This window comes from Streptomyces sp. NBC_00273, from assembly GCF_036178145.1.
GTDB lineage: Bacteria > Actinomycetota > Actinomycetes > Streptomycetales > Streptomycetaceae > Streptomyces.
Map to the genome: position 1 here is coordinate 2,212,295 of NZ_CP108067.1, position 15,192 is coordinate 2,227,486.

The following is a 15,192-nucleotide window of genomic DNA, read 5'->3' on the forward strand; positions in this document are numbered from 1 at the left end:
CATGCCAGCAGACGAGCGGACGCGCCCGCGTCGCAAGGAGCAGCAGCCCGTGCTCAGCCGGGCCCAGATCGTCGCGGCGGCGATCCGGCTGCTCGACGCCGAGGGCATCGAGGCACTGAGCATGCGCAAGCTCGGCACCGGGATGGGCGCCGCCGCCACCTCCCTGTACCGGCACGTGACGGGCAAGGACGAGCTGATCGAGCTGGTCGTGGACGAGGTCTACGGCGAGCTGGAGGTGCCCGGCGCGGCGAGCGCGGCCGAATGGCGCGATGCCGTCTCCCGCAGCGGGCACGGCCTGCGCGCGATGGCCCTGCGCCACCCCTGGGTGGCCTCGGTGCTCGGCCAGGTGGGGCCGGCGCACCTCGGCCCGAACCTGGTGCGGGTGTCGGAGCGGATGCTCGCGCTCTTCAAGACGGCCGGCTTCCCGGCGGCCGAGGCGGCCCCGGCCATGAAGGCGGTCCTCTCCTACGTGGTCGGCGCCTCGGCCGGCGAGGCCGCCCACCTCTCGCTGCTCGCCCGCCGCGGGCGGAACGGGCAGGAGGGGCCGAAGGGCCCGCGCCCGGCCGGGGAGCACGTGGCGAAGGGGGGCCCGGACCCCTGGCAGCTGCGCGAGGAGCACTTCGACTACGGCCTCCAGCGGATCCTGGACGGCCTGGAGGCGCGGCTCAGCCGCGCCTGAGGTCCTGCGGCGGCGACAGGCGCAGCTCCTGGTCGTCCCCGAGCGGGGCGAAGAAGCGCTCCACGTCGGCGGCGGTCACCTCGGCCAGGGTCGCCGGGGACCAGCGGGGATCGCGGTCCTTGTCGATGACCTGCGCCCGGATGCCCTCGACCAGGTCGGGCGCGGTCAGCCCGTTGCAGGAGACCCGGAACTCCTGGGCCAGCACCCGCTCCAGCGGGCCGAGCTCCGCGGCCCGGCGCAGTGCGGCGAGGGTGACCTTGAGGGCGGTCGGAGACTTGGCCAGGATCGTCTCGGCGGCCTCCTTTGCGGCGGGCTCCCCCTGGCCGAGCAGCCGCTCCACGATCTCCTCGACGGTGGCGGCCGCGTAGCAGTGGTCGATCCAGCCGCGCCGGTCGGCGAGTTCACCGGGCCCGGGGGTGGCGGCGTAGCGCGGGAGCACCTCGTGGACGGGCGCCTCGGCGAGGGCGGCGGTCAGCTCCGGGAGCCGGTCGGCCGGTACGAAGTGGTCGGCGAGCCCGCACAGCAGCGCGTCGGCCGCGCCGACCGCCGTGCCGGTGAGGGCGAGGTGGGTGCCGAGTTCGCCGGGCGCGCGGCCGAGCAGGTAGGTGCCGCCGACGTCGGGGACGAAGCCGATGCCCGTCTCGGGCATGGCGACGCGGGAGCGTTCGGTGACGATCCGGACCGAGCCGTGGGCGGAGACGCCGACGCCGCCGCCCATGGTGATGCCGTCCATGAGGGCGACGTACGGCTTGGGGTAGCGGGCGATGCGGGCGTTGAGCCGGTACTCGTCGCGCCAGAAGTCGGCGGAGGCGGTGTTCCCGGCCTTGGCGTCGTCGTGGATGGCCCGGATGTCCCCGCCCGCGCACAGGCCGCGCTCACCGGCTCCGCGGATCAGGACCTGCTGGACGGCGGGATCGGCCGCCCATGCGGCGAGGGCCCCGTCGATGCGGATCACCATGGGGTGGGTGAGGGCGTTGAGGGCCTTGGGGCGGTTGAGGGTGACCACCCCGGTCCGGCCGTCGGTGTGGAACAGCACGGTGTTCGCGTCTTCGGCCCGCGGATCTTCGGCCTGTGCGTCTTCGGTCTTCACACCGGCCAGTATCACCGCGGCCCGCGCCGCTCCCGCCGCGGGGCGCTCCCGGGGAGTACGGTGGGCTGTCATGCGGAAGATCGTGCTGATGGCCGGGGTGTCGCTCGACGGGTACATCGAGGGGCCGGACCGGCAGATCGACTGGCACTGCGTCGACGAAGAGCTGCACCAGCACATGAACGACACCCTCCGCCCGATGGGCGGTTTCCTCAGCGGACGCGTCACGCACGAGTTGATGGCGGACTACTGGCCGACCGCCGACGCCGATCCCGCGAACGCCGGCACGGTGGCCGAGTTCGCCGAGATCTGGCGGTCCATGCCCAAGTACGTGTACTCGCGCACCCTGCGGTCGGCCGAGTGGAACACGACGGTCGTGCGTGACGTCGTGCCCGAGGAGGTCGCCGCGCTCAAGGCGGCCCCGGGCGGCGACCTGACGCTGAGCGGTGCGGATCTCGCCGCCTCCTTCCTGCGCCAGGACCTGGTGGACGCGTACCGGATCTACGTGCACCCGGTGCGGATCGGACGCGGCACGCCGCTCTTCCCCACCCTCGACTACGCTCCGGCGGCCCTGCGGCATACGGACACCCACACCTTCGGCAACGGCGTCGTCCTGCTGCGCTACGAGCGCGCTTAGCCCGCAGCGGCCCGGTCCCGGGGGCGGGCCCGGTGGGCCTGCCACGCGGCCAGGGCCTCGGCGCGGGCCCCGTCCGGGTGCCCGGCATGCCAGGCGCGCAGGAACCGGTTGAACTCGAACTGTGCGCCCACCTCCTGGGGTTCGGCCGCCCGGGCTCGGGTCGCGTGCCAGTGCGCGACGGCCTCGGCGAGGGTGTGCCCCGCGTGCTCGGCGACGTAGTCGCGCATGAAGGCGTCGAAGTGGAAGCCGGGTCCGATCTCGCGGACGAAGTACGCGCGCAGCACCTGGCTACAGCGCTGGCCCGGCGGGATCACGGTCGCGCCGGTGACGGGGGCGGTGAGTTGGCGCCCGGCGCGCCGGGGTGCTGGGGCCGCCGGGGCGGCGGGCGCGGGACGTCCGTCGAGGGCTGCGGCGAGCCGCGCGGTGACGGCTGCCTTGCCGCCGCCGGTCGGGAGGCCCATCTCCCGTGCGAGGGAACTCAGTTCGGCCAGTGTCCAGTACCAGCGCAGCAGCTCGGTCCCGGTCAGCGCGGGCGTCAGGGCGGGCCGGGATTCCCCCGTATTCGTACTCACGTTCCCATAATAGGGGTGCGGGAATCCGGCGGGAGTGCCAGGAGGGCCGGGGAAATCGACGGGCCACCTTGTAAATTGCACCCTACGCCCCACTTTGCCGGAGGAGATTCCATGACCGCCGAACCCCAGCGCCTCACCCTCGGCGGGGACACCGCCCTGGTTCTCATCGACCTCCAGACGGGCATCCTCGGCCGGCCCGCCGCGAAGCCCACCCCCGAGATCCTGGGGAAGGGAATCGCGCTCGCCGAGGCCTTCCGCGCCCACCGGCTGCCCGTGGTCCTGGTCAAGGTGGCGTGGTCCCCGGACGGCGGCGACCTGCCCACCGCGAACGTCGACCGCCCCGGCCCGGCCGCCGCCCCGCCCGCCGCCTTCTCCGAGATCCCGGCCGAGCTGGCCGCCCTCGGGGACGTGGTCGTCACCAAACGCCACTGGGGCGCCTTCACCGGTACCGAACTCGACCTCCAGCTGCGCCGCCGCGGCATCCACCGGATCGTGCTGGCCGGCATCTCCACCAGCGTCGGCGTCGAGTCCACCGCCCGTACGGCGTGGGAGCTCAGCTACGACCTGGTCTTCGCGGAGGACGCCACCGCCGACACCGACCCCGACTCCCACGCCCACACCTTCGGCAAGATCTTCCCGCGCATCGGCAAGGTCAGCACGACCGACGAGATCATCGCGGCCCTGGACTCCTGACCGGGCGAACTCCGGGTGGCCCGCCCGAAGCGGCCCCGCGACCGGGGGCGGTTCACCCGTAACCGAGCGGGCGCCCGCGGGTTAGCAGCGAGGAAGGCGAGGGGGTTCTCATGGCGCAGCGGCACACCACGTCCTTGGCGCTGCGCCTGCGGTACCGGTTCGACAACCTGATGGCGGGGGGAACCACCGCGCTCATCGGCTGGTTCGCCCTGGCCTGTCTCGCGGTCGTGGTCCCGGCGAGCACGGTGCTCGTCTGGGCCGACAGGGCCGCCCCGGCGACCCTCTCCGGCCGGCTCGCCGCCGTATGGGTCAGCGTCGGACAGACGCTCAAGATCGGGGGCGCGGTCGGGTCCCCCCTCTACGTCCTGGCCTCCGTGGCGCTCGCCCTGGTCGCCCTGCTGTTCGTATCCACGCTGGTCGGCCTGATCACCACCGGCATCAACCGGCGCATCATGCTGCTGCGGCGTGGCCACTCCACCGTGCTGGAATCCGGGCACACCGTCCTGTTGGGCTGGTCGGACCAGATCTTCCCGGTGATCGCGGAGCTCGTGGCCGCGAACGCCAACCAGCGCAGGTCCGCCATCGCCGTCCTCGCGCCGAAGGACAAGGTGGAGATGGAGGAGGAGATCTCGACCTCCATCGCCGCTACCGCCGCCGGTACCGGCATCGGCACCGGCACGACGCGGATCATCTGCCGCAACGGCCGCACCACCGACCCCACGGCGCTGGCCCGGGTGAGTCCGCGGACCGCGAAGGCCGTGCTCGTACTGCCCCCCGAGGGGGACACCGGTGACGCCCAGGTGGTGAAGACGCTGCTCGCCCTCGACGCGGCGGTCCCCGAGCCGGGCGGGGCGGTGGTGGTCGCCGCCGTGCGCGACACCCGCAGCCACCTCACCGCCCGGCTGGCCGCCGGGCCCGGCGGGCACGTCCTGTGCGTCGACGACATCATCGCCCGACTCCTCGTCCAAACCGCTCGCGAGCCGGGTCTGTCGCTCGTCTACCAGGAACTGCTCGACTTCGCGGGCGACGAGTTCTACACCACCGCCGACCAGGGCCTCGCCGGACGCACCTTCGGCGAGGCCCTGCTGGCGTTCAGCACGTCCTCGGTGGTCGGCCTGCTGCACGCCGACGGCGGTGTCGCGCTCAACCCGGACCCCAGGACGACGATCGGCGCGGGCGACCGGATCATCCTCATCTCCGAGGACGACGACACGGCCGTACCGGCGGACGCGTCCTCGTGCGTCGACGAGGACGCGATCGTCACGGCCCGCTCCGGGGCGCCCGAGGCCGAACGGCTGCTCCTCCTCGGCTGGAACCGGCGCGCGCCGCTCGTCGTGGAGCAGCTCGACCGGTTCGTCGGCCCCGGGAGCACGCTGGACGTCGTATCGCTCGCCGACGAGGTGCGCACGCGCGCCGCCTCGGGCGTCACCCAGGCGTGCAGCCACCTCGAAGTGGCCTTCCGCAGGGGGGACATCACCGATCCCGGGCTGCTGGCCAAGCTCGACGTGCCCGCGTACGACCGTGTGATCGTCATCGGCGAGACGGGCCACGAGCCCGTCCCCCACGCGGCGGCACCGCCGCCCGCCCGTGCGATCGACCTCGGCCTCGCTCCGGAGACCGGGACGGAGACGGACGACCGGACGCTGGTGACCCTGCTGCACCTGCGGGCCATCGGGGAGGCGGCGGGACGGGAGCCGTCGCTCACCACGGAGATGTCCGACGACGGCAACCGGCTGCTGGCGCCCGCCCGGGAGGGCGCCGACTTCATCGTCAGCGGCCGGCTGATCAGTCTCCTCATGACCCAGATCTCGGAGAGCCCCTATCTCGCCGCCGTCTTCGAGGAGTTGTTCGAGGCGGAGGGGAACGAGCTCCACCTGAAGCCGGTCGCGGACTACGTGCGCACCGATCGCGAGGTGACGTTCGCGACCCTCGTCGAGTCGGCGCGGCGGCGCCGCGAATGCGCGGTCGGCTACCGGCTGCGCGCCGGGGCCGCCACGGGCCCCGCGTACGGTGTGCGGCTCAATCCGGACAAGCGGCAGCGGGTCCGCTTCGGCGAGCACGACTGGCTGATCGTGCTCGCCGAGAGCTGAGGCGGGGGCCGCAGGCGGGGGCCGCAGGCGCAGGCCTCCGCCGGCCGGTCAGAGGGTCGAGTGGACCTCCAGGGCGGTGCGCACCGCGGACTCCAGGGCTCCCTCGATCCACGCCGGCTTGATGGAGGTGTGGCACCCGGCGAAGTGCAGGTTCCCTTCGGCCTTGCGGACGTGGGGGAAGAGTTCGGTGTGCTGGCCGGGCAGCAGCACGGAGGCCTCGCCGTAGGCGTACGGGTCGCGCATCCAGGACTGGGTGCGCCCGACGCCGGTGTAGAAGACCTCGATCCGCTGCCCGAACACCTCCTGCACCCCGGCGAGCGCGCGCGGGTAGCGCTCCTCGTCGTCCAGGGAGTCCCACTTCAGGGCGTCGTCCGACCAGCTGTAGGAGGCGAGCACGACCCCGCCCGCGCTGCCCTCGACGGGGTAGGAGGGCTGGAACATGAAGCGGTTGGGGTTGTCGGTGGCCGAGCCGCCGCCGATGACGTGGGCCGCCTCGGGCTGGTCACGGGTGACCGCTCGGCAGGCCGCGTAGTGCGCGCGCTGCCCGCTGGAGATGCCGCGGTCGGCGACGGACGGGTGCGCGCCCAGCAGGGTGCCGTCGGCCGGGGTCTTCCCGAGCTGGTACGTGCGGTACAGGCCCGGCCGGACCGCCTCCAGCTCGCGCTTCCAGTCGGCCTCGTCGAACTCCCACCAGCGGCGGCTGAATTCCAGCAGCACCTTGGTCGCCGCGTCGTAGTGCAGCTCGGTGATCGCGCGCCGCTTGCCGTACGAGAGCGCGGGCGCGACCGGGATGTGGCGCAGCCCGGAGAAGGGCACGGTGATGATCGCGGTGTCGCCGGTGAAGGTCTCGCGCCGTACGGGGCTGCCGCCGCGGCCCTCGGAGACGGTCTCGATGCTGACCCCGCCCTCCCCGTGGGTGATCCGGGTGGCGCGGCGGTCGAGCCGGACGAGGTCGTCGACGCGGGCGTAGAGGGCGTCGGCCAGGGTGGCGGTGCCGCCGGGCAGTTCGAAGAAGGCGGTGTCCGGGCTGATCAGCGAGGCCCCGATGAAGCTGTGCACGAAGGCGAGGTGCAGGCGGGAGGTGAGGTTCTCGACGGTGCCGATCAGGTCGATCGTCCGCTCGTCGAGCTTCGCTTCCTCCGTCAGATAGCGGTACATCGACATGTGGCCGTAGCGCTGGATCACGCGGGCCCAGCCCTCGACGAGCTGCTTGTCCTTCTTGCCCTCGATCTCCCGCCGTACGGGGGCGAAGGCGTTGCGGACGATCTGCGCGGCGGGCAGGGCCTCGTAGGCCGCCGGGACCCCGAAGGACTTGTTGAGGGCCTGCGGGCTGCGCGCGTAATCGGCGCGGCGGACGCGGACGCCGTTGACGAAGATCCACGTACGGTAGGCGGGGCGGCCGGACCCGTCGACGTCGACCAGGTGGAAGCGCCGGCGCTTCAGCCCGAGACTGTCGATCAGCCCGGTGACCAGGGGGTGGCTGTCGGGAATGCGCATCGCGCCGGCCTCGGCGTACTGCTTGGGGTCGGCGAAGGGGGCCGCGGACTTCTCGTGGCCGCCGGTGCGGAAGGTCTTGATCCGGCCGCCCACCCGGTTGCCGTTCGCCTCGATGACGGTGACCTGGTGTCCGGCCTCGCGCAGCAGGTGGGCGGCGGTGAGCCCGGCGGGCCCGGCGCCGACGATCAGTACCTTCTTGCGGGTACGGGACCGGGGCAGGCCGTTCTTCAGCAGGATGTCGGAGTAACGGGGCACCAGGGGCTCGTCGTCCTCGTCGCGCACGAGGACGGCCCGGGCGATGGTGAGGCAGGTCTCCCAGTCGGGGCGGGCCGAGCCGGACGGGGCCTGCGGGGTCCCGGAGGCGGCGGCGACCGACAGGGCTCCGACTCCTGCGACGGCGGCCGCGCCGGCGATGACCTTGCGGCGGGAGGGGCGGCGGGAGGGCGTCGGGGCGGGCTCGCCGGAGGGTCCGGGCGTGGGATCGGGCGCGGGCACGGGTTCGATGATCATGTATCAACTCTCCCGGCCCTCCGGCGTCTTGAGCGCCCAAAGGCACCTCTGCGGGGAACAACCACCCGGACGTGCGGTGTGGGCCCCCGAGGCTGACGAACTGGGATTCGTACCGGGCCGGACGCGGCGGGGCGGCCGATCCGGCACCACGGATCAGCCGAGCCGGCGCACCCGCTGATTGGTCAGTTCGTACCGGGCTCCGATCACGGCCAGGTCCCCGGCCGCGATCTTGGCGGCGAGCTCCGGTTCCGCGGCGAGCCGTGCCCGCACCAGCCCTACGTTCGCGGTGATCGCGGCGTCGATCAGCGCGGCCCCGCGCAGCGAGCGATCGATCGCCGGGCGGATCTGATCGACGAGGTACTGCATGTGGCCGGGCAGCGGGGCCCCGTCCTCGGCGGCCCGGACGGCCGCGGCGACCGCCCCGCACGACTGGTGGCCGAGGACGACGACCAGGGGGATGCCCAGCTCGAGGACCCCGTAGGCGATGCTGCCGAGCACCGCCTCGTCCAGGACCTCGCCCGCCGACCGTACGGTCAGCAGATCGCCCAGGCCCTGGTCGAAGACCAGTTCCGGGGGAACGCGGGAGTCGACGCAGCCGAGGACGACGGCGAAGGGGTGCTGGCCGCCGACCAGCGTCTGCCGCACGGTCCGCGTCTCGTCGGGGTGCCGCTCGTGCAGGGTCCGCCAGCGCGCGTTGCCCGTCTCCAGTTCCCGCAGCGCGGACGCGGGGGTGGCGGGCCGGGTCCGTCCGGGGCCTCCGGCAACGGGGGTGTCCGGGGTGCGGGGGGAACCGGCCACCAGGCCGGCCCCCAGGGCCACCGTGCCGGTCAGTACCACCCGGAGCAGCCGGCGCCGCCCCGGGCCGCCGCGACTTTCTACAGGGATGCTCATATCAGAACAAAATATGCACATCCGCTCCTGAAGGGTGGGTGCCGCTCTCGGGCGGGACCCCTCAGCGGGGCGCCAGCAACCGTACGAGTACGGCGCCGAGCTGCTCGCGCACCCCTTCGTCGGTGATGACCCCGTCCGCGCCGACCGTGCCCCGGTCCACGGGGACGCGCACGCACGCCGACTCCACGATGTCCGCACCGGTGTAGCCCAGTACCGTCCGCAGCGTGGTCTCCGCGCCCCGGCCCCGGCCGGCGGCGGCCGCGTTGACCCAGGCCACGGGCTTGTCGCAGATCTCGGTGCCGCCGACCGTCCAGTCCAGCAGGTTTTTGAACGAGCCCGGCAGGGTGCCCGCGTACTCCGGGGTGCAGATCAGGATCGCCGCCGACGCAGCGATCGCCGCGCGCAGCTCCGCGACCGGGGCCGGCAGCGGGTCGGTGTCGTCGTCGGGATTGAAGTGCGGCAGGGCGGCCAGGCCCCCGTAGAGCACGGTGCGCACCTGCGCGGGGGCCACGGCCCGCGCGGTGCGCAGCACGGCCTCGTTGGAGGATCCGGTCCGCAGGCTGCCGGACAGCAGGAGGATCAGGGGCGGTGTGGACATCCGGTCAACCTACTTCCGAGGGGAACCGTTCGGTGCCGAGTACCCGGAGCAGGGCGAGACGGTCGGCCGTGTCCGAGCCGGGCGGCGGGGTGAAGAGCACGAGGCGCTGGTCTTCCTCCTGGGCGAGGAGCACCTGGCAGTCGAGGTCGACGGGACCGACGGCCGGGTGGATGACCCGCATCCGGCTGCGGCGCCGGACGGCGACCTCGTGCAGGTCCCACAGACCGGCGAAGTCCTCGCTGGCCTCCCGCAGGCGGTCGACCAGCCGGCCGGCCACCGGATCGGCGGCGCCCCGGCGGGCGACGGCGGCGCGCAGGTCCGCGACGTGCAGCCGGCTGTAGTGGTCGTGCTCTTCGGCCGGGTACGCCCCCCGCGCGGCGGGGTCGGCGAACCAGCGCCAGATCACGTTGCGCCCGTGCTCGGAGACCGTGCACACGCCGCCCAGCAGGGACCGTGCCAGGTCGTTCTGGGCCAGGACGTCGCCCAGGTCGCTGAGTACCTGGGCCGCGGTGCCGGGCAGTTGGTCCAGCAGGTGGAGCAGGCCCGCGCCGACCCGGTCGCCTCCGACCCGCCCGGCGGGCGGGCGGTGCCCGGCGAGCAGGTGGAGGTGGTCGCGTTCGTCGTCGCTGAGCCGCAGGGCGCGGGCCAGCGAGGAAAGGATCTGCGGTGACGGCTGCGGGCCGCGGGCCTGCTCCATCCGCATGTAGTAGTCGGCCGACATCCCGGCGAGCTGGGCGACCTCCTCGCGCCGCAGCCCCGCCGTCCGCCGCCTCGGCCCCGCGGCCAGCCCCACGTCCGACGGACGCACGCGGTCACGCGAGCGGCGGAGGAAATCGGCGAGTTCCCGGCGATCGATCGTCATATTGATCATTCTGCCGGACGGGGCTGCGCGCGGGACGGGGTTGCGCGCCGGACCGGGCGCACCTGGGATCCCCGGTCCTAGGTTCGAGCGGGCTCTGCCGCCCGCAGGACGGCGGCGGCAATGTGGGCGGAGCCGGAGCGAAGGGCCCGGCGCCCACCGCCCCAGAAGGAGCAGCCGCCATGTCCGCCCGTGCCACCCTCACCGCCACCACCACCGCCCCCCGTACCGCGACCGTGCAGGTCGCCGACGCCCGGGTCCCCTACGACCGCGCCGGCTCGGGCCCCGCGCTGGTGCTCGTCCACGGCACCGGATCGGGCGGCTCCGCCGTGAACTGGAGCCGGCTGCTGCCGCGTTTCACCGACGACCGCACCGTCATCACCCCGGACCTCTCGGGCACCGAGCGCGCCGTGGACGACGGGGCGCCGCTGACCGTGGAGGGTCTGGCCGCCCAGGTCATCGCCGTCATCGAGGACGCGGACGCCGGTCCGGTTGACCTGCTGGGCTTCTCCATGGGCGCGCCGGTGTCCGCCGCCGTCGCGGCCCTGCGCCCCGACCTCGTACGCCGTCTGGTCCTGGTCGCCGGATGGGCCCACACCGACAGCGACGAGTACCTGCGCAACCTCTTCACCCTGTGGAAGCAGCTCGGCACCTCCGACCCGGCCGCCTTCGGCCGCGCCGTCGCCATGACCGGCTTCAGCCGCGGGTTCCTCAACGCGATCGGCCGCGAGCAGGTGGAGCTGCTGATCCCCAACATGCCGCCCACCCCCGGCACCCTGCGCCACGTCGACCTCGACACCCGCATCGACATCCGCGACCTGCTGCCGCGCATCCAGGCCGAGACGCTGGTGATCGGTTGCACCCAGGACATCACCGTCCCGGTGGAGAACAGCCGCGCCCTGCACGCGGCGATCGGCAACAGCCGCTACGCCGAGATCGACGCCGGGCACGTCGCGTTCTTCGAGAAGGAGGACGAGTTCGTGCGGCTGGTGAACGAGTTCGTCCCCGCTGCGTGATCCGCTGCGCGACGAGGACGTCGCGCAGCGGGGCGGGCCCGGCCGGCCGGGCCCGCCGTCAGCTGAGGTCCGAGCGCGCGGCGGAGGCGTCGTCGAGGAAGCCCCCCGACTGGTGCTGCCACAGCTTCGCGTAGGCGCCCTCCGAGGCGAGCAACTCCTCGTGCGTGCCGCGTTCGACGATGTGTCCGCGGTCGAGGACGACGAGCTGGTCCATGGTCGCGACCGTACTCAGCCGGTGCGCCACCACGAGGGCCGTGCGGCCCTCCATGAGCCGCCACAGCGCCTCTTGGACGAGGATCTCGCTCTCCGAGTCCAGGGCGCTGGTCGCCTCGTCGAGCAGCAGGATCGGCGCGTCGCGCAGGATCGCCCGGGCGAGCGCGACGCGCTGGCGCTGTCCGCCGGACAGCTTGACGCCGCGCTCGCCCACCATCGTGTCGAAGCCGTCGGGCAGGGCTTCGGTGAACTCCGTGACGTGCGCCGCCTCGGCCGCACGGCGGATCTCGGCCTCGGTGGCGTCCGGCCGGGCGAAGGCGATGTTCTCCCGCAGGGTGCGGTGGAACATCGCCGGGTCCTGCGGGACGTAGGCGATCAGGCTGCGCAGGTCGGCCTGGCGCAGGCGGGTGATGTCCTGGCCGCCGATCGTGATCCGGCCGGATTCGATGTCCGTCATCCGCATCAGCAGCCGGGTGAGCGTGGTCTTGCCCCCGCCGGACCGGCCGACGAGGCCGATCTTCGTTCCGCCGGGCACATCCAGGTCGAGGCTGTCGAAGAGCGGCTTGCCGCCGCCGTGGGCGAAGGTGACCCGCTCGAAGCGGACGGCGGAGGACCCGGGCCGCAGCGGTTCGGGGGATGCCGGGTCGAGTACGGTCGGCGGCGTGAGCAGCAGTTCGGTGAACTGTGCGGCCTCCGTCATCGAGCTCTCCAGCCGGCGGTAGATCTGGTTGAACTCGAACATGATCCGTGTCGCGCTGGCGTAGTAGGTGAAGGCGACGATGACCGCCTCCACGCCGTGTTCTCCCCCGCCGAGCGTGACGGCGAGCAGCAGGCCCAGCGCGTTGGTCAGTACGGACATCGGTGCGACCAGCGTGTCGATGCGCAGGTTGCCGTAGTCCCAGGAGCGCAGGGTGAGGCGGCGCGACTCCGCGACGCGCGAGCGGTGCTCGGCCGCCTCGCGTTCTTCGGCGGCGAAGGCCCGGACGGTGTCCATGTTCATCAGGCTGTCGGCGACGTGGCCCGACACCCGGGCGATGGCCTCCTCGCGCTGGGCGACGAGTCCTTGGCGGCGCCGGATCAGCGGCGCCACGCCCAGCGCCGTCACGGCGATCATGATCAGGAGTCCGGCCACGAGCAGCGGGTCGTACTGCCACAGCACCACGGAGGCGAACACCAGCGGTACGAAGCTGCCCATCACCGAGAAGGTCAGGGTGTCGACGAACTCCTCGAAGCGGGAGGCGAAGCTGAGCACCCGTTTGGTCAGCGACCCGGCGAAGTTGTCGTGGAAGAACGCGGCGTCCTTGGCGAACAGTTCGTCCATGCCGACCACGTACAGGTGCTCGATGCCGCGGGCGTCGAGGCGGTTGAGGCAGTGCAGGCCGAGGCGCCACAGCGCCTCCGCGAGGAGCAGGACCCCGGCGAAGCCGAGGACGTACGGCAGCATCGCGTCGACGGTGGTGCTGCCGCCCCCGGCGATGCGGCCGACGAGTTTGGCGACGATCAGCGGCGCGATGTAGTTGATGCCGATGTTGCCCAGCGCCGGGAGCAGCATCGCGGGTGCGGTCAGCCATCGAAGGCGGACCAACTCCCGTCCGTAGTAGCGAAGTGCGAGGATGACCGGGCCTTTGCCCGGTGGATTTTCGGGCGGTTCAGGCGTTCCCATTGCAACCCTGTGCTGTCGTGTGCGGGCGGTTTGCAGGAACTGGAAGTGTCCCGTGGCGGTGTCCGCGCGGTCCAAGGGTTTTCCCGGATGGCGGTATCTCGTACCCGTTCGCGCCCGGGAACGGCGGAGGGCCGTTCCGGATCGCTCCGGAACGGCCCCGCGTAGACCTTGCGCTGTGGTGTGCGGCTGCCGGTTACGGGACGGGCTGCTGCTGGGTGACGCAGTGGATCCCGCCGCCGCCGGTGCCGAGCCGGTCGATGTTGAGCTGCTCGATGGTGCGGCCGGGGTAGAGCCGGGCGAGGGTGGCCTTGACCGCGGTGTCGGCGCGGCTGTCGCCGAAGTGGGCGCTGATGACGGCGCCGTTGCACAGGTAGTAGTTGGCGTAGGAGGCGAGGAAGTCCGGGTTGGAGGAGCGGATCTTGTTGTAGTCGGGGCCCTGGATCTGGTCGACCGTCATGCGCGTGCCGTCGGCGGCGGTGGACGCGGAGAGGATCTGGTACTGCTGGCGGGCGTCCTTGGCGTACACGTCGTTGTCGGAGGCCAGGGGCATCTGGACGGCGGCTCGGCCGGGGGTGAGGAAGCGCGAGGTCGCATCGACGTGGTCGTCGGTGATGTCCTGGCTCTTGACCCCGTCGAACCAGATGACCTTGGAGGCGCCGTAGGCGGCGAGCACGGCGGCCTCGATCTGCGCCTCCGTCTTGTTGGGGTTGCGGTTCTTGTTCACCAGGCTGCTGCGGGTGGCCATCAGGGTGCCGGCGCCGTCCTGTTCGATCGCGCCGCCCTCGCCGACCAGCGCGGCTGCGGTGAAGGGGACCCCGACGTAGGAGGCGATCCGGCCGGCGACCAGGTTGTCCCGGGAGTGGGCCTGCTTCTTGCCCCAGCCGTTGAAGTTGAGGCCGACGGCGTCCAGACCGCCGGATCCGTTGGTGCGGAAGACGGGACCCGTGTCGCGCATCCAACAGTCGTCGACGGGGATGGTGCTGATGACGGTGACGGTGGAGCCGCACATCGAGCGGGCCTTGGCCGCGCTGCCGGAGTTGGCGCAGATGTAGACCGGCTCGTACTTGGCGATGGTCCGTGCGATGAGCGCGATGTCCTGCTGGACGCCGCTGAGCGTGTTGCCCCAGATCGAGGTGGAGTCCGGCCAGGCCATCCAGGTGCGGGTGTGCCGGACGTCCTCGATCGGCACGCGGAAGGCGCCCGCGGCCGCGGGGCGGATCGCGGCGGCGGCGCCGGCCCGCCCTTCGGTCGCGGCCAGGGCGGCCGCGGCGGCGGTGAGTCCCGCCGCCGCCAGGAACCTGCGCCTCCCCATGCCCTCGCTTGCGGGCCGGTTCATTGCGTGATCGTTCATGTGGGGGTCCTCCGATGGCTCAACTCCCCGCGGGGACAGCGGGGTTGACCGGAAAGCTAAAACTGGCCAAGCGCTCGGTCAATAGCTTGGACGAGGTCATTCCGGTGGATCGTGGAAAGCCCCAGGTCGCGGACCGAAGGCTGGTTAGAGTGACGTCATGGCAGCTGTCGCGAAGGACTCCGGGGGCCGGCCGGCCGCTCCCCCTGCAAGGGCCGGCCGGCCTCGGGCCTCGGCGAAGGGCGAACAGACCCGCGCGCGACTGATCGCCGCCGCGCGGACCCTGCTCGCGGGCGAGATGAGCGAGGGCTTCACCACCCGCAACGTCGCCGCGCTGTCCGGCGTTTCGCACGGAATGTGCCACTACCACTTCCAGGACCGGACCGATCTCGTCCTGGCGGTCGTCCAGGACATCCGTCCGGAATGGATCACGCCCCTGGAAGCGGCGGTGTCGGGCCCCGGCCCCTTCGCCGAGCGCGCCGAACGGGTCGTCCAGTTGCTCGGCCGGCCCGAGGGCGCCGAGCTCTCCCACCTCCATTCCGCCCTGCACTGGCAGGCGTTGAACGACGCCCGGGTCCGGGAGGGCCTGGAAGCCGAGTACCGGCGCTGGCGCGCCTGCTTCGTCGCCCTCTTCCAGGTCCTGGCCGACGAACACGACGGCGACCTCGACCCGCGCCCCCTGGGACTGGCCGTGGCCGCCGCCGTGGACGGCCTGGCGGCCATGGACTCCCTCGGCGCCGAAGCCGGTACGGGGCCGGTCCTGCGGACCTTGATCCGTACCCTCGCTGCGGGAGCCGCAGGAGCTGCGGGAGCCGGATCCGGGCCGTGACCGGCCCCCG

Annotated in this window: 14 protein-coding genes; 6 read left to right on the forward strand and 8 right to left on the reverse strand. The window is 72.8% G+C overall.

Annotation, left to right across the window (positions count from 1 at the left end; translation table 11 throughout):
* The first annotated feature begins 1 nt into the window (after position 1).
* Positions 2-679, forward strand: coding sequence for a TetR/AcrR family transcriptional regulator (locus OG386_RS09315; RefSeq protein WP_328787697.1), 678 nt, complete (start codon positions 2-4; stop codon positions 677-679).
* Here OG386_RS09315 and OG386_RS09320 read toward each other — a convergent pair.
* Entirely contained in the window at positions 666-1,841 is a 1,176-nt protein-coding gene (locus OG386_RS09320; protein ID WP_328787698.1) for an enoyl-CoA hydratase/isomerase family protein, read from the reverse strand. The genes OG386_RS09315 and OG386_RS09320 overlap by 14 nt on opposite strands.
* Between OG386_RS09320 and OG386_RS09325 the strand changes: the two genes are divergently transcribed.
* Entirely contained in the window at positions 1,840-2,403 is a 564-nt protein-coding gene (locus OG386_RS09325; protein WP_328787699.1) for a dihydrofolate reductase family protein, read from the forward strand. The genes OG386_RS09320 and OG386_RS09325 overlap by 2 nt on opposite strands.
* On the opposite strand, the gene OG386_RS09330 is transcribed toward OG386_RS09325, so the two are convergent.
* A complete protein-coding gene (locus OG386_RS09330) occupies positions 2,400-2,975 on the reverse strand; it encodes a DUF6434 domain-containing protein (RefSeq protein WP_328787700.1) in 576 nt (191 codons plus the stop codon). The genes OG386_RS09325 and OG386_RS09330 overlap by 4 nt on opposite strands.
* Positions 2,976-3,086: 111 nt before the next feature.
* Here OG386_RS09330 and OG386_RS09335 point away from each other — a divergent pair, with 111 nt between their 5' ends.
* Complete coding sequence (locus tag OG386_RS09335) at positions 3,087-3,668, forward strand: hydrolase (RefSeq protein WP_328787701.1); 582 nt, start codon at positions 3,087-3,089, stop codon at positions 3,666-3,668.
* Between the two features lie 110 nt (positions 3,669-3,778).
* Entirely contained in the window at positions 3,779-5,758 is a 1,980-nt protein-coding gene (locus OG386_RS09340; protein WP_328787702.1) for a CASTOR/POLLUX-related putative ion channel, read from the forward strand.
* 48 nt (positions 5,759-5,806) lie between these two features.
* Here OG386_RS09340 and OG386_RS09345 read toward each other — a convergent pair whose 3' ends face one another.
* From OG386_RS09345 to OG386_RS09360, 4 genes are all read right to left on the reverse strand, one after another.
* Positions 5,807-7,765, reverse strand: a complete 1,959-nt coding sequence (locus OG386_RS09345) for a flavin monoamine oxidase family protein (RefSeq protein WP_328787703.1) — start codon at positions 7,763-7,765, stop codon at positions 5,807-5,809.
* A gap of 153 nt (positions 7,766-7,918) precedes the next feature.
* Positions 7,919-8,656 (reverse strand): carbonic anhydrase, encoded by a 738-nt coding sequence (locus tag OG386_RS09350; RefSeq protein WP_328787704.1) that lies wholly within the window; start codon positions 8,654-8,656, stop codon positions 7,919-7,921.
* A 61-nt stretch (positions 8,657-8,717) separates the two neighbouring features.
* Positions 8,718-9,254, reverse strand: a complete 537-nt coding sequence (locus tag OG386_RS09355) for an NADPH-dependent FMN reductase (RefSeq protein ID WP_328787705.1) — start codon at positions 9,252-9,254, stop codon at positions 8,718-8,720.
* 4 nt (positions 9,255-9,258) lie between these two features.
* Complete coding sequence (locus OG386_RS09360; RefSeq protein ID WP_328787706.1) at positions 9,259-10,116, reverse strand: helix-turn-helix transcriptional regulator; 858 nt, start codon at positions 10,114-10,116, stop codon at positions 9,259-9,261.
* Between the two features lie 179 nt (positions 10,117-10,295).
* Here OG386_RS09360 and OG386_RS09365 point away from each other — a divergent pair, with 179 nt between their 5' ends.
* On the forward strand, positions 10,296-11,129 hold the full coding sequence (locus OG386_RS09365) for an alpha/beta fold hydrolase (protein WP_328787707.1): 834 nt from the start codon (positions 10,296-10,298) through the stop codon (positions 11,127-11,129).
* A gap of 58 nt (positions 11,130-11,187) precedes the next feature.
* On the opposite strand, the gene OG386_RS09370 is transcribed toward OG386_RS09365, so the two are convergent.
* Both OG386_RS09370 and OG386_RS09375 read right to left on the reverse strand, forming a co-directional pair.
* Complete coding sequence (locus OG386_RS09370) at positions 11,188-13,005, reverse strand: ABC transporter ATP-binding protein (protein WP_328787708.1); 1,818 nt, start codon at positions 13,003-13,005, stop codon at positions 11,188-11,190.
* Between the two features lie 193 nt (positions 13,006-13,198).
* Positions 13,199-14,356: an agmatine deiminase family protein gene (locus OG386_RS09375; protein WP_328787709.1), complete on the reverse strand. Its 1,158-nt coding sequence runs from the start codon at positions 14,354-14,356 to the stop codon at positions 13,199-13,201.
* Positions 14,357-14,513: 157 nt separating this feature from the next.
* Between OG386_RS09375 and OG386_RS09380 the strand changes: the two genes are divergently transcribed.
* The gene (locus OG386_RS09380) at positions 14,514-15,182 is read left to right on the forward strand and encodes a TetR/AcrR family transcriptional regulator (RefSeq protein ID WP_328787710.1); all 669 of its coding nucleotides are present in this window, start codon (positions 14,514-14,516) and stop codon (positions 15,180-15,182) included.
* Positions 15,183-15,192 lie beyond the last annotated feature (10 nt).